The 19961-nt window shown below is 72.6% G+C and carries 18 protein-coding genes; 9 read left to right on the top strand and 9 right to left on the bottom strand.

Going from position 1 to position 19961, the window contains the following annotated elements; all coding sequences use genetic code 11:
• The first annotated feature begins 714 nt into the window (after positions 1-714).
• The 4 genes from AB5J51_RS18320 (at position 715) to AB5J51_RS18305 (ending at position 4497) form a co-directional block, all read left to right on the top strand.
• The gene (locus AB5J51_RS18320; protein ID WP_030302113.1) at positions 715-987 is read left to right on the top strand and encodes a DUF1876 domain-containing protein; all 273 of its coding nucleotides are present in this window, start codon (positions 715-717) and stop codon (positions 985-987) included.
• Positions 988-1156: 169 nt separating this feature from the next.
• Complete coding sequence (locus AB5J51_RS18315) at positions 1157-1489, top strand: hypothetical protein (RefSeq protein ID WP_369778098.1); 333 nt, start codon at positions 1157-1159, stop codon at positions 1487-1489.
• A gap of 120 nt (positions 1490-1609) precedes the next feature.
• A complete protein-coding gene (locus tag AB5J51_RS18310; protein ID WP_053789462.1) occupies positions 1610-1969 on the top strand; it encodes a hypothetical protein in 360 nt (119 codons plus the stop codon).
• A complete protein-coding gene (locus AB5J51_RS18305) occupies positions 1966-4497 on the top strand; it encodes a tetratricopeptide repeat protein (protein WP_369778096.1) in 2532 nt (843 codons plus the stop codon). Before AB5J51_RS18310 ends, AB5J51_RS18305 begins: the two co-directional genes overlap by 4 nt.
• Before the next feature lie 246 nt (positions 4498-4743).
• Here AB5J51_RS18305 and argS read toward each other — a convergent pair whose 3' ends face one another.
• Positions 4744-6540, bottom strand: coding sequence for an arginine--tRNA ligase (gene argS / locus AB5J51_RS18300; RefSeq protein ID WP_053789460.1), 1797 nt, complete (start codon positions 6538-6540; stop codon positions 4744-4746).
• 191 nt (positions 6541-6731) lie between these two features.
• Here argS and lysS point away from each other — a divergent pair, with 191 nt between their 5' ends.
• A complete protein-coding gene (gene lysS, locus AB5J51_RS18295; protein ID WP_369778095.1) occupies positions 6732-8468 on the top strand; it encodes a lysine--tRNA ligase in 1737 nt (578 codons plus the stop codon).
• Positions 8469-8537: 69 nt separating this feature from the next.
• Here lysS and AB5J51_RS18290 read toward each other — a convergent pair whose 3' ends face one another.
• From AB5J51_RS18290 to AB5J51_RS18280, 3 genes are all read right to left on the bottom strand, one after another.
• Positions 8538-10139, bottom strand: coding sequence for a DUF2637 domain-containing protein (locus AB5J51_RS18290; RefSeq protein WP_369780274.1), 1602 nt, complete (start codon positions 10137-10139; stop codon positions 8538-8540).
• 135 nt (positions 10140-10274) lie between these two features.
• Entirely contained in the window at positions 10275-11042 is a 768-nt protein-coding gene (locus AB5J51_RS18285; RefSeq protein WP_053789457.1) for a DUF3558 family protein, read from the bottom strand.
• A gap of 173 nt (positions 11043-11215) precedes the next feature.
• A complete protein-coding gene (locus AB5J51_RS18280; protein WP_369778093.1) occupies positions 11216-12070 on the bottom strand; it encodes a DUF3558 domain-containing protein in 855 nt (284 codons plus the stop codon).
• A 192-nt stretch (positions 12071-12262) separates the two neighbouring features.
• Between AB5J51_RS18280 and AB5J51_RS18275 the strand changes: the two genes are divergently transcribed.
• Positions 12263-13456, top strand: coding sequence for an RtcB family protein (locus tag AB5J51_RS18275; protein ID WP_053789455.1), 1194 nt, complete (start codon positions 12263-12265; stop codon positions 13454-13456).
• Between the two features lie 200 nt (positions 13457-13656).
• Here AB5J51_RS18275 and AB5J51_RS18270 read toward each other — a convergent pair whose 3' ends face one another.
• On the bottom strand, positions 13657-14421 hold the full coding sequence (locus AB5J51_RS18270; protein ID WP_133897254.1) for an SDR family NAD(P)-dependent oxidoreductase: 765 nt from the start codon (positions 14419-14421) through the stop codon (positions 13657-13659).
• 62 nt (positions 14422-14483) lie between these two features.
• The gene (locus tag AB5J51_RS18265; RefSeq protein ID WP_369778092.1) at positions 14484-14819 is read right to left on the bottom strand and encodes a YnfA family protein; all 336 of its coding nucleotides are present in this window, start codon (positions 14817-14819) and stop codon (positions 14484-14486) included.
• Between the two features lie 121 nt (positions 14820-14940).
• Here AB5J51_RS18265 and AB5J51_RS18260 point away from each other — a divergent pair, with 121 nt between their 5' ends.
• Positions 14941-15459 carry a hypothetical protein gene (locus AB5J51_RS18260; protein WP_053789451.1) on the top strand — a complete coding sequence of 173 codons (519 nt, stop codon included), beginning with the start codon at positions 14941-14943 and terminating at the stop codon, positions 15457-15459.
• Positions 15460-15492: 33 nt separating this feature from the next.
• Here the strand turns inward: AB5J51_RS18260 and AB5J51_RS18255 are convergent, their stop codons facing one another.
• The gene (locus AB5J51_RS18255) at positions 15493-16233 is read right to left on the bottom strand and encodes a Mut7-C RNAse domain-containing protein (protein ID WP_133897252.1); all 741 of its coding nucleotides are present in this window, start codon (positions 16231-16233) and stop codon (positions 15493-15495) included.
• A gap of 86 nt (positions 16234-16319) precedes the next feature.
• Positions 16320-16571 carry a hypothetical protein gene (locus tag AB5J51_RS18250; protein ID WP_369778091.1) on the bottom strand — a complete coding sequence of 84 codons (252 nt, stop codon included), beginning with the start codon at positions 16569-16571 and terminating at the stop codon, positions 16320-16322.
• 104 nt (positions 16572-16675) lie between these two features.
• On the opposite strand from AB5J51_RS18250, the gene AB5J51_RS18245 reads away from it, so the two are divergent.
• Positions 16676-18100 (top strand): FAD-binding oxidoreductase, encoded by a 1425-nt coding sequence (locus tag AB5J51_RS18245; protein ID WP_136225671.1) that lies wholly within the window; start codon positions 16676-16678, stop codon positions 18098-18100.
• An 89-nt stretch (positions 18101-18189) separates the two neighbouring features.
• Positions 18190-19221, top strand: a complete 1032-nt coding sequence (locus AB5J51_RS18240) for a serine hydrolase domain-containing protein (protein ID WP_369778090.1) — start codon at positions 18190-18192, stop codon at positions 19219-19221.
• 18 nt (positions 19222-19239) lie between these two features.
• Here AB5J51_RS18240 and AB5J51_RS18235 read toward each other — a convergent pair whose 3' ends face one another.
• Entirely contained in the window at positions 19240-19677 is a 438-nt protein-coding gene (locus AB5J51_RS18235; RefSeq protein WP_030161262.1) for a hypothetical protein, read from the bottom strand.
• Positions 19678-19961: the final 284 nt, after the last annotated feature.

Below are 19961 nucleotides of genomic sequence, written 5' to 3'. Positions count from 1 at the left end.
TGGGCGGCTTATGTCCAGGCCCGGACGGCCGTCGGACGCCAAGCCGGGTGGAGCGCGTAGCGATGTGGGGCGTCCACGGTCTGACCGGGACCGCAGGGTCATCTCATCGCTGTCTGGTGCAGGTTGACCCTGCCCGGGTCCGGAAAGAGTGTCTCTGGGCCCTTGAGGGAGGCGTTGCCCTCCCTGCGGCCCCGTCGCTGGCCAGACTGGGTGGTCCCGGGGAATGGGGTGCGGATGGACAGGGGCTCCTGCTCGGCATCTCTGATGGGCCCTCATCGGAACATGAACCTCCCGGCCATCCTTCGGGGGCTTCCCGGCAGTCTTATGGCATTCCGGGGCGGGTCGGTCGGTCAAGGGTGGCCGAAGGCCATCGCGAAGCGACGCGAACGAAGAGAGCGCCCTTGAGGGACCGGCACGACACGGAAGGACAGTGGACTGACGGGACGCCCCCGGACACACACCGACGCGGAGTACACGGACCCCGCCCCAGGCCCCCCGATCCACTCTCCCGACCTCGATCACTCAGGCCCCGCCCCCGAGGTCCCGGCTGACGTCACCGACGCCGATCACTCAGGCCCCGCCCCCTGGCTCCCCGCTGCCTCTCCCGACGCCGATCACTCAGGCCCCGCCCCGTCCCCCGCCCCGCCCCCGCTCGCGTTACCGGCGCCCCGGGCGCACCCTGGAGGCAGGGTGACCCCCTGGAGGTGATGCACCATGCCCACACTCGTCGGGTGGCACGTGGAGCTCGAATTCACCGAGGAAGGCAATCGCACCAGTGCGGCGGCCATGGTCAGACTCGGCGACGGCTCCGAGATGAGGGCGCACGGCTACGCCATGCGTCACCCCTCCGACCCGGAGCAGCTGCGGGTCGGGGAAGAGATCGCCGGCGCTCGCGCGCTCATGGATCTCGCGTCCCAGATGTTGCAGAAGGCTCATGGCGAGATCGACGAAGCCACGGGCCGGCACTCATATCCGCTGACCCACTGAGCGAGGGTGAGAGAGGGGCCGTGAGGGACTTTCGAGTCCCTCACGTGCGTCCGGGCGAGGCCGGTGGCGACCTCCGGGCGTGGGCGGCGGGCGTCGGCCTGGCAAGGTGGGGTGCGGCGAGTGCCGAAGGGGCCTTGCCGGCATGCACAGTCGGGGGAGGCGTGCGCACGTGCCGGATCAGGAACGCCGGATGACGCGCGGGCAGTTGGGCTGCCTGATCGCCCTGCCGGCCGGGGTGGGCACGGGGGTGCTCGGGGCGGTGCTGCTGAATGCCGCGTGGCGCGCCTGCGGCGTGGGGGTCAACGGGTCGGCCAACGGCCTCGCCCTCCTCTTCTACGGGGCGCTGCTCGCGCTCCTCGCAACGGCCTGGTGGGGCGTGCTCGTCGGGTGCGTCGGGCGGCGCAACCCGGCGGCCGGGCTGCTCGGTGGGCTGGCCGGGGCCGTGGTGATGGTGTGGGTGTTCGTCGCGCTGTTGCAGGTGCCCGACGGGTATCGCTGCTAGCTTCGGAGGTTCGGTCCAGCGGTTCGTCGGTTCGTCAGTTAGTCGGTTCGTCGATCCGTCAGTTCAGTGGTTCAGGGGTCATGGGGGGGGCCAATGTCGCGTCCGTTGCGGTGGGTTGTCGTGCTCGTCGGTTCGGCTGTCGTCTTCTTCGTCTGCTTCAAGCTCGCCCAAGCCGATCCGTTCGGCTGGCTGCCCGAGAAGGATTCCGACGCCGTGGCCGTCGCTGCCGGCTTCGCCGGGGCCATGACCGCGGCCGTCGGGCTGGCCGGTGGCTGGTGGGCCGGTACGGCGCCCCTCGCGCCCGCCGCGCCGCCGGTCCCGGAGCGCTCCGTACGGCAGGTGGCCGAGGCGTCCGGTACGTCGGAGATCAGGCAGGCGGGCGGGGCCGATCCCGCAGGGCCGGTGGACCAGGAGGCCCGGGCCAGGGACAACAGCCGGATCCGGCAGACCGGCGGCGGTGAGCCGGGCGGGAACCCGTGACCGGCGGGCCCACGGAGCAGTGGGCCTTTGCCGAGGGGAACGCGACGATCACGCAGGTGGCCGGGGACTACGTCACGTACGGGGTCGTCGCCGCCCCCGCGCCCCGGGCGCTGTCCGGCCTGCCCGAGGCGCCCGCCGTGCTGGTCGGCCGGGACGGCCCCGTCGAGGAGCTGCTCGGGGTGCTGGAACCCCCGGGGCCAGCCGGGCCCGGCGCTCCCGGCGGGACCCGCGTGGCCGTCGTCGCCGGGCTGGCCGGGGTCGGCAAGAGCGCGCTGGCGGTGGCCACGGCCCACCGGGCCGTGGAGCTCGGGTGGTTCGGCGACCGGGTGTTCTTCCTCGCGCTGCGCGGTTACGCCCCGAACGGCGCGGTGAGCGGCCCGCAGGCCGTGCAGGAGATGCTCCGCCACCTCGGCATCCGCGACACCGACATGCCGGCGTCCCCGGAGGCCAGGCTGCACCTGTACCGGGCCGAGCTGGCCGCGCGGGCGCAGGCCGGGGAGCGGGTGCTGATCGTCGCGGACGACGCCGGGTCGGTGGCCCAGGTACGCGACCTCGTACCGGCCCAGGACGCGCACCGGCTGCTCGTCACCTCGCGGCACCGGCTCGTGGCGCCCGGGTTCTCGGCGCGGATCGTCGCCCTCGACGAGCTCGCGGCGGAGGCGGCGGCCGAACTGCTCGCCGGGGCGCTGCTGCGGACCTGGCCCGAGGACCCGCGGCCGGAGCGGGATCCCGGGGCGCTGGCGGAGATCGCGGAGCACTGCGGGCGGCTGCCGCTGGCCCTGACGGTGGCGGGGGCGCTGCTTGCGGGCGATCCGGGCCTGCCGGCGGGCGAGTTGGCCCGGCAGCTGTCCGGGGCGCGGACCCGGCTGGCGACCCTGCACATCGGCGAGGAAGGGGACGGGGACGTCCCGGTCGGGGTGCGGGCGGCGTTCGACCTCTCGTACGCGCGGCTGCCCGCGGACCAGGCGCGGCTGCTCCGGCTGCTGACGGTGGTGCCGGGGCCGGATTGCGCGACCGCGTACGCCCACCTGTTGACCCGGGGTTCCATGCCGCGGCCCGACGGCCCGCCCGAGGAGCTCGCCGCCGTACGGGCCTCGCTGGCGGCGCTCGTACGGGCCAGCATGCTGATCGAGCAGCCGGTGGGTTCGGGGCGCTGGCGCATGCACGATCTGGTGCGGCTGTACGCGCGGGAGCGGGGCGAGGAGCAGGCCGGTCAGGACGGGCGGGAGGGCGTGATCGACGCCCTCTTGGCGAGCCTGGCCTTCGACGCCGCGGTGGCCTGCCACGCGCTGGGGGTGGACGGCCGGGCTGCGAGCGGGCCGGGGCTCCCCTCGGTGGCCCAGGCGCTGCAGTGGCTGGACGGGGAGCGCCCGATGCTGGTCGCCGCGGTGGGCTTCGCCGCCGCAGCAGGCCGGCCGGACATCACCGTCGAACTGGCCGGCCGGCTCGCCCCGTACCTCGCTCTCTACGGTCATGCGCCGGACGCCGTGGTGGTCGCTCACCACGTGCTGGAGGTCGGCCGGGAGAGCGGCGATCGGACCGATGTCGGCGCGGCGCTGTACAACCTCGCCATGGCGCACCTGGATGCCTGGCAGATGGCGGAGGCGAGCGCTCTGCTGGGCGAGGCCCTCGTGCTGTTCCGCGAGGTTCCCGAGCCGTTGGGCGAGGCCCGGTCGCTGAACCTGCTGGGGTCCCTGTACACCCGGGAACACCGGTGGGAGGAGGCCCGCGAGGCCCACGAGCAGGCTCTGGAGATCTTCCGCGCGCAGGGGATCCGGCATGCGGAGGCCACGGCGCTGGTGAATCTGGCGCGCGTCCTGAAGCAGTCGGGGCGGGTGGACGAGGCCGTCGATGCGTGCGAGCAGGCCCACCGCCTGTTGAAGGAGACCGGGGACGACCACAGGGCCGCGACCGCGCAGGGCGTGCTCGGGGACATGCTCTGGGAGGCCGGGCGCCGGGAGGAGTCCCTGGCCGTGCGGGAGGAAGCCCTGGCCGCCCTGCGGGAACTGGGCCACCGGGCCGCGGTGGCCTGGCTGCTCAACGGGATCGGCGCCTCGCTGACGGATGCCGCGGCCGGGCCCGGGGACGAGCGGCTCGAGGCTGCGCAGGCCCGGTACGAGGAGGCGCTCGTGCTCTTCGTCGAGGTGGGGAACCGGCACGGCGAGGGCGCGGTACTGGGCAATCTGGGCCGGCTCCACCGGCTGGCGGGCCGGCTGGAGGAGGCGCTGGAGTCCCAGCGGCAGGGCTGCGACCTCCTCGCCGCCACGGGGGACCGCGACAACGAGGCCGTGGCGGTGCAGGGGATGGCGCTGACGCTGCTCGAGCTGAACCGCCCGGCCGAGGCTGCCGGGGCCTTCGAGCGGGCGGCCGCCCTGCATGGTGCCGTGGGCAACGCCGGGCACGAGTCGGCGGTCCGGGCATTGGCCGCGCAGCTGCGCGCGGCGCCCGCGATGCCCGCGGAGCCCGAAGCACCCGCGGCCCCCGGGGGGTCGCCGCCGCGCCGCTGGTGGGACCGCTTCAGAGACTGAGCCCCGGGCGGCGCCCGGCTGCCGATCCAGGGCTACCCAGCGCGCCGCTCCGCAGCCGGTCCTCCACGTGGGACCCGTACCCGCGCCTCGAGCGCGGACCGTGCCGGGGTGCCGCCCCCGGCGCCGGTCAGTACTCTCAGCGCGGCGCGCGCCGGCTGTAAACCCTGTGAGCCGTTCACGATCGGCCTCCCCTGCCGTCAGGACGGGAAGGCCGATCGTACGGAGCCGTGCGCCCCGCGAACAGCGTCAGAGGCGCTCGGGGGTGCGGATGCCCAGGAGGGACATGCCCTTCGTGAGCGTGCGGGCGGTCAGGTCGCACAGGAACAGGCGGTTCTCGCCGACGACGAGCTCCGGCTCCGGCTTCACGACCGGGCACTGGTCGTAGAACGTCGTGAACAGCGAGGACAGCTGGTACAGGTACGCGGCCAGCTTGTGCGGGGCGTGCTCCGCGGCCGCCTCGGCGATCAGCTCGCCGAAGCCGTCCAGGTGCAGGCCCAGCGCGCGCTCGGCCGGGGCCAGCTCCAGCTCCGGGTGCGCGACCGGGTTGCGGTCGCCGGCGCGGCGCAGGATGGACCGGATCCGGGCGTACGCGTACTGGAGGTACACGGACGTGTCGCCGTTCAGCGAGACCATCTGGTCCAGGTCGAACTTGTAGTCACGCGCGGCCGAAGTGGACAGGTCGGCGTACTTGACCGCGCCGATGCCCACGTACCGGCCGTTCTCGACGATCTCCTCCTCCGACAGGCCGACCTTCTCCGCCTTCTCGCGGACGACGCCCGTGGCCCGGTCCACCGCCTCGTCGAGGAGGTCGACCAGCCGGACCGTCTCCCCCTCGCGGGTCTTGAACGGCTTGCCGTCCTTGCCGAGGACCGTGCCGAAGGCCAGCTGCACGGCCTTGACCTCGTCGTTCAGCCAGCCGGCGCGGCGGGCCGTCTCGAAGACCATCTTGAAGTGGAGCGACTGGCGGGCGTCGACGACGTAGATGAGGGTGTCGGCCTTCAGGTTGCCGACGCGGTCCCGGATCGCCGACAGGTCGGTCGCGGCGTAGCCGAAGCCGCCGTCGGACTTCTGGACGATCAGCGGGGTCGGGTTGCCGTCCGGGCCCTTGTACTCGTCGAAGAACACGCACAGCGCACCGTTGGAGCGGACGGCGACGCCCGACTCCTCCAGCAGCTTGCAGGTCTCGACCAGCATGTCGTTGTAGCCGGACTCGCCGACGACGTCCCGGTCCTGGATGTCCATGTCCAGCTTGTCGAAGACGGAGTAGAAGTAGATCTTCGACTCGTCGACGAACCGCTGCCACATCGCGAGGGTCTCCGCCTCGCCCGCCTGGAGCTCGACGACCCGCGCCCGGGCCCGCGTCTTGAACTCCTCGTTCGAGTCGAAGAGCGCCCGCGAGGCCTTGTACAGGCGGTTCAGGTTGGACATGGCCTCCTCGCCGGAGACCTCCAGCGTGTCGTCGCCACCGGCGGCCGCCTTGTGGTCCAGCTCGTGCGGGTGCTCGATCAGGTACTGGATGAGCATGCCGAACTGGGTGCCCCAGTCGCCGATGTGGTGGCGCCGGACCACCTTCTCGCCCGTGAACTCCAGGATCTCGACCATCGCCGCGCCGATGACCGCCGACCGCAGGTGGCCGACGTGCATCTCCTTCGCCACGTTCGGCTGCGCGTAGTCGATCACCGTCGTGCCCGCGTTCGCCGCGTACGGGACACCGAGGCGGTCGTCGCCGGCGCGGGCGGCGAGGGTCTCGATGATCGCCCGGTCGGAGACCGTGATGTTGAGGAAGCCGGGGCCCGAGACCTCGATCTCGCTGATCAGGTCGGCGCCCGGGCCTGCGGGGATGGATCCGACCACGGTCGTCGCCAGCTCGCGCGGGTTGGCCTTGGCCTTCTTCGCGAGCGCCAGGATGCCGTTGGCCTGGAAGTCGGCCCGGTCGCTTCGTCGCAGCAGCGGGTCGGCGCCACCGGCCTCGGGCAGGGCCGAGGCGAGGGCGTCCGCGACGCGCTGATTGACGGAAGAAGCGAGGGAAGGGACCGAGGCCATGAGCTGCCGTTCCTGTGAGGTCGTGCCTGAAGGTGCACTTGGTTGTTCCGACAAGTGCCGAGTATCCCACGTGGGGGCTGTCCGGTGTCCGGGATATGTCCTGGAGGGAAGGGGCCCGGAGGCAACCCCGGAGCGGCCCGTTCCGTCTGGGAGAATGGCTGAAGCCAGCATTCGAGATAGAAGGACGTGTCGTGGCTCAGAGCGCCCAGAGCAGCACCGAGACCGACTGGGTCTCCCGTTTCGCGGACGAGGTCATCGCCGAGGCGGAGCGCCGAGCCCCGGGCAAAGCCGTCGTCGTCGCGTCCGGACTCTCCCCCTCCGGCCCGATCCACCTGGGCAACCTCCGCGAGGTCATGACCCCGCACCTGGTCGCCGACGAGATCCGCCGCCGCGGCTTCGAGGTCCGTCACCTCATCTCCTGGGACGACTACGACCGCTACCGCAAGGTCCCGGCCGGCGTCCCCGGCATCGACGAGTCCTGGGCGCAGCACATCGGCAAGCCCCTGACCTCCGTGCCCGCCCCGGCCGGTTCCGCGTACCCGAACTGGGCCGAGCACTTCAAGGCCGCCTTCGTCGAGGCCCTGGCCGAGATGGGCGTCGAGTACGACCCGATCAGCCAGACCGAGCAGTACACCTCCGGCGCGTACCGCGAGCAGGTCCTGTTCGCGATGAAGCACCGCGGCGACATCGACGCCGTCCTCGACCAGTACCGCACCAAGCAGAAGCCGGGCGGCAAGAAGCCCCAGCAGAAGCAGGTCGACGAGGCCGAGCTCGAGGCCGCCGAGGGTTCCGGCGCCGCCGCCGAGGACGACGGCAGCAGCGCCGAGGGCGGGTACTTCCCGTACAAGCCGTACTGCGGCCGGTGCGGCAAGGACTTCACCAAGGTCACCTCGTACGACGACGAGTCGACCGAGATGACGTACGTCTGCACCGAGGACGAGTTCACCGAGACCGTCAAGCTCAGCGAGTTCAACCGCGGCAAGCTGGTCTGGAAGGTCGACTGGCCGATGCGCTGGGCCTTTGAGGGCGTGATCTTCGAGCCCTCGGGCGTCGACCACTCCTCGCCCGGCTCGTCCTTCCAGGTCGGCGGCCAGATCGTGCACATCTTCGGCGGCGAGCAGCCGATCGGACCGATGTACGCGTTCGTCGGCATCAGCGGCATGGCCAAGATGTCGTCCAGCAAGGGCGGGGTCCCGACCCCGGCCGACGCGCTGAAGATCATGGAGCCGCAGCTGCTGCGCTGGCTGTACGCGCGCCGCAGGCCCAACCAGTCCTTCAAGATCGCCTTCGACCAGGAGATCCAGCGGCTCTACGACGAGTGGGACAAGCTCGAGGCCAAGGTCGCCGACGGCTCCGTCCTGCCGGCCGACGCCGCCGCGCACACCCGCGCCGTACGCGTCGCCTCGCACGAGCTGCCGCGCACCCCGCGCCCGCTGCCGTACCGGACCCTCGCGTCGGTCGCGGACATCACCGCCGGCCATGACGAGCAGACCCTGCGCATCCTGGCCGACCTGGACCCGTCGCAGCCGCTGACCTCGCTGGACGAGGTACGGCCGCGCCTGGACCGCGCCGAGAACTGGATCACCACCCAGGTCCCGGCCGACCAGCGGACCCTCGTACGCGAGGAGCCCGACACCGCGCTGCTGTCCTCCCTGGACGACGAGGGCCGCGAGTCGCTGCGGCTGCTCGTGGACGGGCTGGACTCGCACTGGTCGCTCGACGGGCTCACCACGCTCGTCTACGGCGTGCCGAAGGTGATGGCGGGCCTGGAGCCCGACGCCAAGCCCACCCCCGAGCTCAAGGTCGCACAGCGCTCGTTCTTCGCGCTGCTGTATCGCCTGCTCGTGACGCGGGAGACCGGGCCGCGCCTGCCCACGCTGCTCCTCGCCGTGGGCGCGGACCGGGTGCGCAAGCTGCTCGCCGCCTGACGTGGACGCCGAAGGGCCCGCACCCCCCGGGGGTGCGGGCCCTTCCGCTTGCCGTGCGCGGCACGGGGCCTACGCGATGTGCTCGTTCTCCAGCTCGCGCTGGTAGCGCAGCTTCAGGCCCGGCATGAGCTTGCGGATCATCGAGGAGCTGCGCGGGTGGTCGATCCCGTGGCGGTCCGAGAGGTGTATGTCCACCTGCTCCGGGGTCGGGAAGTCGGAGTGCTCGTCGAGGTACGAGCGGAACACCTCGTAGGCCGCCTCGTTGAACTTGACCTGGTCGAAGCCGGAGTCCGAGTCGGAAGCGGAATCGTCGTCATCGGCGGCGGGCGGTACGGGGAGCTGCTCCTGCTGCGGAACGTCCTCGTCCGGGCCGGTCGGGGGCATGACCGGGGTCGGCTCCAGGCCCTCGACGTACTGGGGGTTGTACCCGCCCTCGTACGCGGCCTGCGGGGCCAGGGGGGCGGCGAACCAGGCGCTGTCGTGGGCGGCGGGCATGGCCGTCGGGTCGACCGCGAAGGGGAGCGGGGTGTGGCCCTGCGGGGCTGTTCCCCTACCCGCCCCTTCCCGCAACCGGGGCTCCGCCCCGGACCCCGGGTGGGGCTCCGCCCCGGGGGCGTAGGCCGTGGCCGGCGCCTGCGGCGCGGCCTGGCCCGCAGGGCCGCCGGCTCCACCGGGCGGGCCCGCCTGGCCGGGGAAGCCTGCGGCTGCGCCGGCAAGGCCGGGCTGGCCTGCGGCCCCGACCGGCACGCCCGCCTGGGCGGGCACCCCGCCGGGCAGGCCCGGCCGGCCCGCGACACCTGCGGCTGCGCCGGCAAAGCCTGCCTGGCCTTCGGCTCCGCCCGGCCGGCCCGCGATACCGGCGCCGGCGCCCGCCTGGCCCGCCGCGCCGGCGCCCGTCAGGGCCGCCGCGCCCGCCTCCAGAGCCGGAGCCGAGGACGCCGGGACCGCCGAGCCCGTCGCGATGGCCGCGGCCGCCGGGGGCAGCAGCATCGGGTCGATGCCCGCCGCCGCCAGGCCCTCCGGGGCCGTCTGGGAGAGGGGGACGCCGATCCGGGCCAGCCGGAGCGGCATCAGCGCCTCCACCGGGGCCTTGCGGCGCCAGGCCCGCCCGTACCGGGCCTGAAGCCGCGCCTGGTAGATCAGCCGGTCCTGCTCCATGCCGACCGCCTGCTCGTACGACCGCAGCTCCCACAGCTTCATCCGGCGCCAGAGCTTGAACGTGGGGACGGGGGAGAGGAGCCAGCGCGTGATGCGCACGCCCTCCATGTGCCGGTCCGCGGTGATGTCCGCGATCCGGCCCACCGCGTGCCGGGCCGCCTCCACCGTGACCACGAACAGGATCGGGATCACGGCGTGCATGCCCACGCCCAGCGGGTCCGGCCAGGCCGCCGCGCCGTTGAACGCGATCGTCGCCGCGGTCAGCAGCCACGCCGTCTGGCGCAGCAGCGGGAACGGGATCCGGATCCACGTCAGCAGCAGGTCGAGCGCCAGCAGCACACAGATGCCCGCGTCGATGCCGATCGGGAACACCAGCGAGAAGCTCCCGAACCCCTTCTGCAGGGCGAGCGCGCGGACCGCGGCGTACGAGCCCGCGAAACCGATCCCCGCGATGACCACGGCTCCTGCGACCACGACGCCGATGAGTATCCGGTGCGTACGAGTCAGCTGCATCGCGGCCACCCGCGATCCCCTCCCCTTGTCGAGCTACGGCAGGCACAGCGTACGGGTGACTGCACAGGTGACTGAATGTCAGCCTCCCGTTAAGGGCGCCGGGCACCCTCGGCGCCCGCCCGGATCCGCCGACGCCTACTGCGCGGAGGGAGAAGCCTGCTGCTCAGGCTGCTTCTGCTGCTGGTTGGCGGTGCCGACCGAGGCCACCGTCTCCTTCGCCGCCGCGATCGCGTTCTCGAGCAGCTTGGCCTGATCCGGAGCGCCCGCACCCTCGTACGCCGCACCGTTGTAGTCGAGCGTGATCACGACGTTCTGCGTGCGCGCCACGATCGTCGTGTTGAAGAAGTCGACGTCCTTCTTCACGCCGTACACCACCGACGACGCCTGGTCGCCGATGCCGCCCGCCTGCTCGACCTTCACGTCGTGCGCGCCCTCGGCCGCCTTCGCGGTCTCGACCTGCTTGTTGAACTGCTCCTCGGCGCGCTTGTTCGCGCTGCCGAGCGAGGCGTGCGAGTCGTAGCGGACCAGGGAGATCGACAGCCAGCGGTACTGCGAGCCCTTCAGGCCGTCCTCGTCCAGACCGTTCCACGAGCAGCTGGCGCGGGTGGTCAGATCGTTCGACTTCGTCGCCGTGCCGTTCTTGTCCTTCGCCTCCGGGACGAGGGTGTCGACGGTCGCGGTCTGGATCGACTTGCACGGGTCGGGCAGCGTCGCGAACGCCGCCTTCTCGAGCGTGGCCGACGCCTTGCCGCTCGGCTTGGCGGACGAGGACGCGCCGGGCTTCTTGTCGCCGCCCGAACCCGAGTCCTTGCCCGAGTCGGACGAGCAGCCGGCGACGGTGAGGATCACCGGGACGGCTGCGCAGGCGAGAACGCGAGTGAGGCGCGAGGCTGATCGGTGCATGGTTCCTTCAGTACGTTGTGGGGCGCGTTCTGTGGACGCGGTGCGGGCGTGGTGTGGGCCTGGTGCGGGGGGCGGTACGGGCGCGGGACCCGAGCAACGGTAGCCCGACCCGGCGCGCGCCTGCTGTGCGCGCCGTCACGCCGAGCCCCCCGCGCCCGCTCCCGGCCGCCCTCTCAGTTGTTGAAACGCTCGACGAGAGCCTGCGCCAACTGCCGTGCCTTGTCCTGGGTTTCGGGGCTCGCCGGGACCGTGCCGGGCAGCGCGGGCTGCACGCTGTACTCGACCGTGACGATGACGTTCGAGGTGCGGAACACAATCCGTACGGTCCGCGCCTGCGCCGCGCTGGCGCCGGCCGCACTCAGCTTGTCCTCGAGGAACGCCTCGGTCCCGAGCCCCTCGATGACGCGGGAGCCGAGCTCGGGCGGCGGCGCGGAGGGGCTGCCGGTGGCGGGCGACGGCGACTGCCCCGTCGGCGGAGGAGCGCTCGCGGCCGGCGGGGCGGAGGGGGCGGGGCTGGTGGTCGTACCGGTGGTGGGGCTCGGCGAGGGGCCCGGGAACGGCAGGTGCGCGTCCGTCAGCCGGCGCACGTACACCTGCCGCGTCTTGTCGTCGTCGCTCATGAGCGTCCGGTCGTACGAGACGACGCGCTCGAAGCCGACCGACAGCAGCCGCGTCTCCTCGGGCGTCTGCGCCGTCCAGCGGCAGCCGACGTGCCGGTCGCCGTCGTACGAGGTGTCCGCGGTGCCGGCGTACAGCTGCGTGCGCTGTACGTCGGTGAGGCTGTCCGCGGCCGGGAGCATGGCCTTGAGGCGCTTGCCGTCGGCGGCCCTGCACGGCGCGGGCAGGCTGCGGTACTTGCCGGCCGGCGCGGGGGCGGGGCTGCTGTCGCCCGCCTTGGAGTCGGTGTCGTCCCCGACGCCGTTGCCGCTGGTGCACCCGGTCAGGCCGGCGAGCCCGGCCATGACTGCGGTGAGCATCGCGATGCCCGGCAGGACTCTTCGGCGTCGCAGTACCGCCTTGCGCTGCACGTCCACTGGCTCCCTTCGACCGGCCGGCGGCCCGGCGGTCAGGAAAATGCGTTGCCGCGCTTTGGACGCGGATGAACACAATGTCTATCGCACACGCTGGTGCTGGCGCCGGTCCCCTGTCTGATTTGGGGCTAAGAGCGAGGCTTTTTGCGTATAACGAATTTTTCATGCTTCTCGGGGGATTAGAGTCTTATGTCGTATGTAGAGGTACCGGGAGCGAAGGTCCCGATCCGGATGTGGGCCGACCCGGCGTCGGTCGAGGCCGGCGCGATGCAGCAGCTGCACAACGTCGCCACCCTTCCGTGGATCAAGGGCCTGGCGGTCATGCCGGACGTCCACTACGGCAAGGGCGCGACGGTCGGCTCGGTGATCGCGATGAAGGACGCGGTCTGTCCGGCGGCGGTGGGGGTGGACATCGGCTGCGGCATGTCGGCGGTGAAGACGTCCCTGACGGCGAACGACCTCCCGGGGGACCTGTCCAAGCTCCGCTCGAAGATCGAGCAGGCGATCCCGGTGGGCGCGGGGCTGCACAAGGAGGCAGTCGACCCGTCCAGGCTGTACGGCTTCTCGGAGACGGGGTACGCGGACCTGTGGGAGCGCTTCGACTACGTCGCCGATGCGGTCAAATTCCGTCAGGACCGTGCTGTGAGGCAGATCGGAACGCTCGGATCCGGAAACCATTTCATCGAATTCTGTCTTGATCAGTCGGGTTCGGTCTGGCTGATGCTGCACTCCGGCTCCCGGGGCATCGGCAACGAGCTCGCCGCGCACCACATCGGCGTGGCCCGGGGCCTGGCGCACAACCAGAACCTGGTCGACCGGGACCTGGCCGTGTTCCTCGCCGCGACCCCGGAGATGGAGGCGTACCGCAACGACCTCTTCTGGGCGCAGGAGTACGCCAAGTACAACCGCGCGGCGATGATGAGCCTGTTCAAGGAGGTCATCCGCCGGGAGTTCCGGAAGGCGAAGGTCTCCTTCGATCGCGAGATCAGCTGCCACCACAACTACGTGGCGGAGGAACGGTACGACGGCATGGACCTGCTGGTCACGCGCAAGGGCGCGATCCGTGCCGGCAGCGGTGACTACGGGATCATCCCGGGCTCCATGGGGACGGGCTCGTACATCGTGAAGGGCCTCGGCAACGAGAAGTCCTTCAACTCGGCCTCGCACGGCGCGGGCCGGAAGATGAGCCGGACGGCCGCGAAGAAGCGCTTCTCGGCGCGCGACCTGGCGGATCAGACCAAGGGCGTCGAGTGCCGCAAGGACTCGGGCGTGGTCGACGAGATCCCGGGCGCCTACAAGTCGATCGAGCAGGTCATCGACCAGCAGACGGACCTCGTCGAGGTCGTGGCCAAGCTCAAGCAGGTCATCTGCATCAAGGGCTGACGCCTGCGCGCAGTTGTCGGGGGAACGGAGGAGCCCGGACCGGTCGTGTTGGGGAGCGTAGCCGCGCCCGCCGACATTCCGCACGGATTCACCCATACGGTGTCGTGTGGGTGAGGGGCCGTCCAACTGCACGGCGGGCCAAGGGGGTTGACGGCAGCCCTCCTGCTGCATGTGAAGGCCGCCGGGCTCGTGCCGTACGTCTAGAGGTCGCGGTGGACCTTGGTGTTCGAGGCCTGGGCTCGGGGGCGGACCACCAGGAGGTCGATGTTGACGTGGCTGGGGCGGGTCACGGCCCAGGTGATGGTGTCGGCCACGTCGTCGGCGGTGAGGGGGGCCGCGACGCCCGCGTAGACCTTCTCGGCCTTCTCGGCGTCACCGCGGAAGCGGGTCTTGGCGAATTCCTCGGTCTTCACCATGCCCGGGGCGATCTCGATGACGCGGACGGGCTGGCCGACGATCTCCAGGCGGAGGGTCTCGGCCAGGACGCGGGCGCCGTTCTTGGCGGCGACGTAGCCGGCGCCGCCCTCGTACGTGGAGTGCCCGGCGGTGGAGGAGAGGACCACGACCGTGCCGTCGCCGGAGGCGACGAGGGCGGGGAGCAGGGCCTGGGTGAGGTTGAGCGTGCCGATGACGTTGACCTCGTACATGGTGCGCCAGTCGGCGGGGTCGCCGGTGGCGACGGGCTCGGCTCCGATGGCGCCGCCGGCGTTGTTGACGAGGACGTCACAGCGGTCGAGGGAGGCCGCGAAGGCGTCGACGGCGGGCCGGTCGGTGACGTCGAGGGCGTGGGCCGTGGCCAAGTGGCCGCCTGCCGTGAGCTCCGCGGCGAGGGCCTCGATGCGGTCCTTGCGGCGGGCCGTGAGGACGACGTGGTAGCCGGCGTCGGCGAGCCGGCGGGCGGTGGCCGCGCCGATGCCGCTGCTCGCGCCGGTGACTACGGCGGTTCGGGTGGCGGCCGTGCTCATGTGCGGGCTCCTCGGTCGTTCGGTCATGCGTACGGGCGGATATCCGCCAGCATAGGCGGGGCTCAGCGGCCGCGCGGGGCGTACATGATCACCGCCATGCCGGCGAGGCAGACGAGGGCGCCGGCGATGTCCCAGCGGTCGGGTCGGTAGCCGTCGGCGGCCATGCCCCACACGAGGGAGCCGGCGACGAAGACTCCGCCGTACGCGGCGAGGATGCGGGCGAAGTCGCCCTGGGGCTGCAGGGTGGCGACGAAGCCGTAGAGGCCGAGGGCGATGACGCCGGCGCCGATCCAGGCCCAGCCCTTGTGCTCGCGGACGCCCTGCCAGACGAGCCACGCGCCGCCGATCTCGAGGAGCGCGGCGAGGGCGAACAGGGCGGCGGAGCGGGCGATCAGCATGGCTCGAAGCGTACGCAGGCGGGTTCCGGGCCCGGGGCGGCGCCCGCCGGTTGGGGGAGGGCTCGCCCTCGTTCGTGTGATGGTCCGACCGGTCGGGGGCGGTGCTGGCTAGCCTCCGCGCGTGGAGGTGGTGGCGGTGCGCCGTGGTGCCGTACGGAGTGTGGTGGTGGCGGGCTTGCTGGTGCTCGGGGTGTCCGGGGTGCCTGGGGTGCCCGGGGTCCCTGGGACGTCCGGGAGGGCCGAGGCGTGGACCGGGCCCGAGGCGGACGTGGCGTACCACGGGCGGGTGTCCCTGTCGCAAGGGCGGCTGAGGGTGTGGGTGGTGCCGCAGAACGAGGGGCCGGCCGCGCTGCCGAACGCGACGCTGCGGGTGCGGCTGTCGGCGGAGCTCGCGGACCGGCAGGAGCTGGCGGAGGGCTGCGCGCGGGCCGGGCTGCGCGAGGTGGTGTGCGAAACGGGCGAGCTGCCGCTGCACGGGCGGGGCCGGCACATCGGGCTGCTGCTGGAGCTGAAGGAGCGGCAGCCGGAGGTGGTGGTCCGGATCGACACGTGGTGGAACGGCGGGGCGTCCGACCGGGACCTGTCCAACAACCAGCACGCGGTGCTGGCGCTGGACACGGGCGACGCGTACGCGTTCTGAGCCGGGGGCCGGGCCCCGCGTGGCCACGCCGGACTACGGCGTGGCCACGCCGCCGAATTCCTCCACGGCCTCACTGACGATCCGCTCCAGGCGGGCGTGGTGGGCGCCGCGCCAGTAGACGCGCTCGCACGCCGTGCACTGGGCGAAAACGTCGTACGAGCGGTGCGTGCCGCTCTCGAGGCGGTCGCCGACGCTTTCCTTGTCGGCGTTGCGCAGCGGCCCGTTGCAGGCGGTGCAGCGGGTCCACGGCGCGAGGGCGGGGGCGAACCGGCCGAGGACGTCGCGCAGTTGCTCGTCGGGGTTGTCGCTGTAGACGTACGCGCCGGCGAAGAGCTCGCGGCGGCGCAGCAGTCCGCGGTCGCGGGAGAGCAGGACGCGCTGTTCGGCGGCGGAGCGGGTGGCGAGGGCGGGGTCGCCGATGTCCTCGTTCTCGTACGCGGCGTCCACGCCGAGCAGGCGCAGGCGGCGGGCGAGGGTGCCGAGGTGGACGTCGAGGAGGAAGCGCAGCGGCGGGGCGCCGGGGACGTGCTGGGGGCGCTCGACGCCGAAGACCTCGACGGACTGCCCGGCGCTGGGCACGTAGGAGACGGGCACCTCACGGCCGTCGACGAGGAGCCGGCCGACCTCGGTGAGCGGGACGCCGGCCGATTCGACGACGTGGCCGAGGCTGGAGGCGCCGTCGGTGGCGGTCGGTACGCGTTCGGCGCGCCGGCTGGGCGGGGCGAACAGGCGTAGTTCGGGGGCGAGGGTGAGCTGAATGCCGGGTCCGTTCACGCTGTCAGCATGCCATCGGGGCCGCGGCGGCGCGGCCGAATTTACGGTGTTGCCGCAGGCGGGGCGCGCCCGGCGGGACCCGGGGATCAGTGGAACAGGGCGTAGCCGGTGGGGTCGCCCGGCATCTGCCAGGCGAAGCCCTGCAGGAAGAAGCAGGCGACCAGGTTGCTCGCGGCGAAGGCGAGCAGGACGGCAGAGGTGACGGGGTCCGCCCGCCGCAGGGCGGGGGAATGAGCGACCCCTTGCGGGAGCGGGCGATGATCCAGGCCGGGCCCAGCGCGCTGAGCCCTCCGCCCGGGGGTTGGCCGCCGGTAGCGGTATCGGGGCCATACCCCCATAACCCCGCTTTATGGGCGCCGGGAGTCGGCGGTCCACGGCTGGCCCGCCCGCCTGCGGGGTGGAAGACTCGTGGGAGAGCGGTGGCGAGCCGCCGGGAGTTCGCATGGGTACCTCGACTGTGCCGGTCCGGCTGGACGACTCCGCGTACCACGAGCTGGCGCGTTCCTTCAGGGGCAGCCTGGTGCGGGCCGGGGACGCCCCGTACGAGGAGCGTCGGCGGATCTGGAACGGTGCGATCGACCGGCATCCCGCCCTGATCGCGCCCTGCACCGGTTCGGCCGATGTGGTGGCGGCGCTGAAGTGGGCGGTGGAGACGGGCGCGCCGGTCGCGGTGCGCAGCGGCGGGCACAGTTTCCCCGGGCATTCGGTCTGCGACGGCGGCGTGGTGATCGACCTGTCGGCGCTGAAGGAGGTCCGGGTGGACCCCGAGGCCCGTACGGTCCGGGTCCAGGCGGGGGTGCTGCTCGGCGAGCTGGACGCGGCGACGCAGCCGTTCGGGCTGGCGGTGCCGTCGGGGATCGTGACGCACACGGGCGTTGCGGGGCTCACCCTCGGCGGCGGGATCGGCTGGCTGAGCCGCAAGTACGGGCTGAGCGTGGACCAGCTGCTGTCGGTCGACCTGGTCACGGCGGCCGGGGACCGGATCACGGCGAGCGCGTCGCACGAGCCGGAGCTGTTCTGGGGGATGCGCGGGGCGGGCGGCAATTTCGGGATCGTCACGGAGTTCACGTTCCGGCTGAACCCGGTCGGCCCGACCGTGCTGGCCGGGCCGGTGATGTGGCCGGTGGAGGATTCGGCGCAGGTGCTGGGCCGCTACCGGGAGTGGATCGCGCAGGTGCCCGACGAGCTGACGACGATCGTCGTCCACCGCAAGGTCCCGCCGCTGCCGGCGATCCCGCCGGAGCTGTACGGCCGGCGCGTGGTGATGGTGATCGGCTGCTGGGTGGGGGAGGTGGCGGCCGGGGAGGAAGTGATGCGGCCGATGCGGGAGTTCGGTCGGCCACTGCTCGATCTGTGCCGGCCGAAGCCGTACCTGGCCCACCAGGCGATGTTCGACGCGTCGTTCCCGCACGGCTGGTGGTACTACTTCCGGGGCTGCGGCCTCGACCGGCTCGCCGACGGGGTCGTGGAGACGATGGCCGAGTACGCGGGGCGGATCGACTCGCCGCAGAGCGGGTTCCCGCTGTTCCAGCTGGGCGGTGCGGTCGCCCGGGTCGGCGAGGACGACACGGCGGCGGGCGGGCGGGAGCTGGGCCACATGCTCAACATCAACGGGATCACGAAGACGCCGGAGGGGTTCGCCGAGGAGTGCGGGTGGGTCCGTGAGTTCTGGTCGGCGCTGGAGCCGTACCACGCGGGTGTGTACGTGAACTTCCTGATGGACGAGGGCGAGCAGCGGATCCGCCAGGCCTACGGTGCGCGGGAGCGGAAGCTGGACCGGCTGCGGGCGCTGAAGACCGAGTGGGACCCGGGGAACGTGTTCCGCCTCAACCAGAACATCCCGCCGGCGGCCCGGACCGCCGCCTAGCCGCCTCCGGCGCGGCTACGGGCACTGGTGCGACGGGATGGCCAGGCTGGGTGGTGAGAGCAGAGGCCACGACCGAGCCGGAGGCACAGATGAACCAGGCCGTACCGTTCACGACCGCCGAGACCAGCGGACTGCACGACGCGCTGCGCGAGATCGTCGCCGACGGCGCCACCCCGGGCGGGGTCGTCGTCTGCGGTACGGCGGGCGGGGACCGCACCGTCCGGTCGGCCGGCGTCGTCTCCCCGTTCACGGGCCCGGGCACGCCCGACGCGAACACCGTCTACGACATCGCGTCCCTGACGAAGGTCACGGCCACCTGGCCGCTCGTCGGCCGTGCCGTCGACGCGGGCCTGCTCGACCTCGACACCCGGGTACGGGAGTTCCTGCCGCCGATGGAGGGCGCGATGCCGAGCGCGGAGGCCACCGTGCGCCAGCTGCTCTCGCACACCTCCGGCCTGCGGGCCGCGACCCGGCTCGACCTCTACGACCTGACCGAGCGGCCCCTGCACGAGCTGATCTGCCGGGAGCTCATGGAGAACATGCCGGGCACGCACCGCTACATCAACCGCGGCTACATCCTCCTCGGCCTGGCCCTCGCCCACGTCCACCGGCAGCCGCTGGACGAGCTCGCCGCCGTCCTGTGGGCCGAGCTGGGCATGGCGGACACCGCGTACGGGCCCGTCGCGCAGTCGCCCCGGGTCGCGCCGACCGAGCGGCACGACGGCCACGACCGGCTCTGGGGGGCCGTCCACGACGAGAACGCGGCCGTGATGGGCGGCGTCGCCGGCCACGCCGGGGTCTTCGCACCGGCCGCCGACCTCGCCACGTACGCCGAGCACCTGCTCGCAGGCGACGGGAGTCCGCTGGACGGGTGGCTGCGGACCAGCCTCGTCCCGCAGGCCGAGATCGAGCCGGGCCTGCAGCGCGGTCTGGGCTGGATCCTCGCCGCGGGCGGCACCGTGGCGTACCACCACGGATTCACCGGTACGAGCCTCCACCTCGCTCCCGCCACCGGCCGGTACGTGGTGATCGTCACCAACGCCGTCCACAACGGCGCCGCCTCGCGCATCCGGATCAACCCGCTGCACGAGCGCGCCCTGAAGACCCTCGCCGCCGGCTGACCGGGCGACCGGAAGCCGTCAGGGCCAGACCAGGCAGTACGGCTGGTGGCCGGCCTCGTGGAGGCGGTGGCTGAAGTCCTGCCACTCGTGGAGCAGCTGGTAGACGTTGAAGGCGTCGCGGGGGCCGCCGCGGTCCGGGACCGTGGACCAGATGAACGCCGCGGCGCCGACCGATTCCTCGCCGATGCCGCGCAGCGGGTCGACCACCGTCATCGGGAGCTTGACCACCGCGTAGTCGGGGTGGAGGACGACCAGCTCCAGCGGGGGGACCTTGTGCAGGGGTATGCCCTCGATGCCCGTCAGGACCATCGCGGCCACCGTCTCCGGCTTGATCTTCGTGAACAGGCCGCCCATGCCGAGCTCGTCGCCGCCGAGCTCCTCGGGCCGCATCGTGACGGGGACCCGGGCCGCCGTCGCGCCGTCGGGCGCGCCGAAGTACTTGTACGTCACACCCATGCCGCGGCCCTTGGGCAGGCCGTCCGGGTCCTCGAGGGGCCCGGGTACCGGATCGGCCGCGTCCGCTGCCCGGCGCCGGTGCTTGCCCCGTCGGCGGGCTTCGCGCGCCTCGCGGGCGCGCTGCGGGTCGAGGCCGTCCGTACCCTCGCCCGGTCCACCACCGCGTTGCATATCTCCACCCGACTGGTCTTGCCTGCCCCGGCCCCGCGGCCCCCGCCACGCAGCCTGATCATCATGGCAGTGACCTCCCCAGGGGCGGCGCGGTGAAACGCCCGTCCGCAAGT

It is taken from the genome of Streptomyces sp. R33 (assembly GCF_041200175.1).
GTDB lineage: Bacteria > Actinomycetota > Actinomycetes > Streptomycetales > Streptomycetaceae > Streptomyces > Streptomyces katrae_B.
Note: the sequence above shows the minus strand (reverse complement) of the source record. Positions and strands in the feature narration are given on the sequence as shown.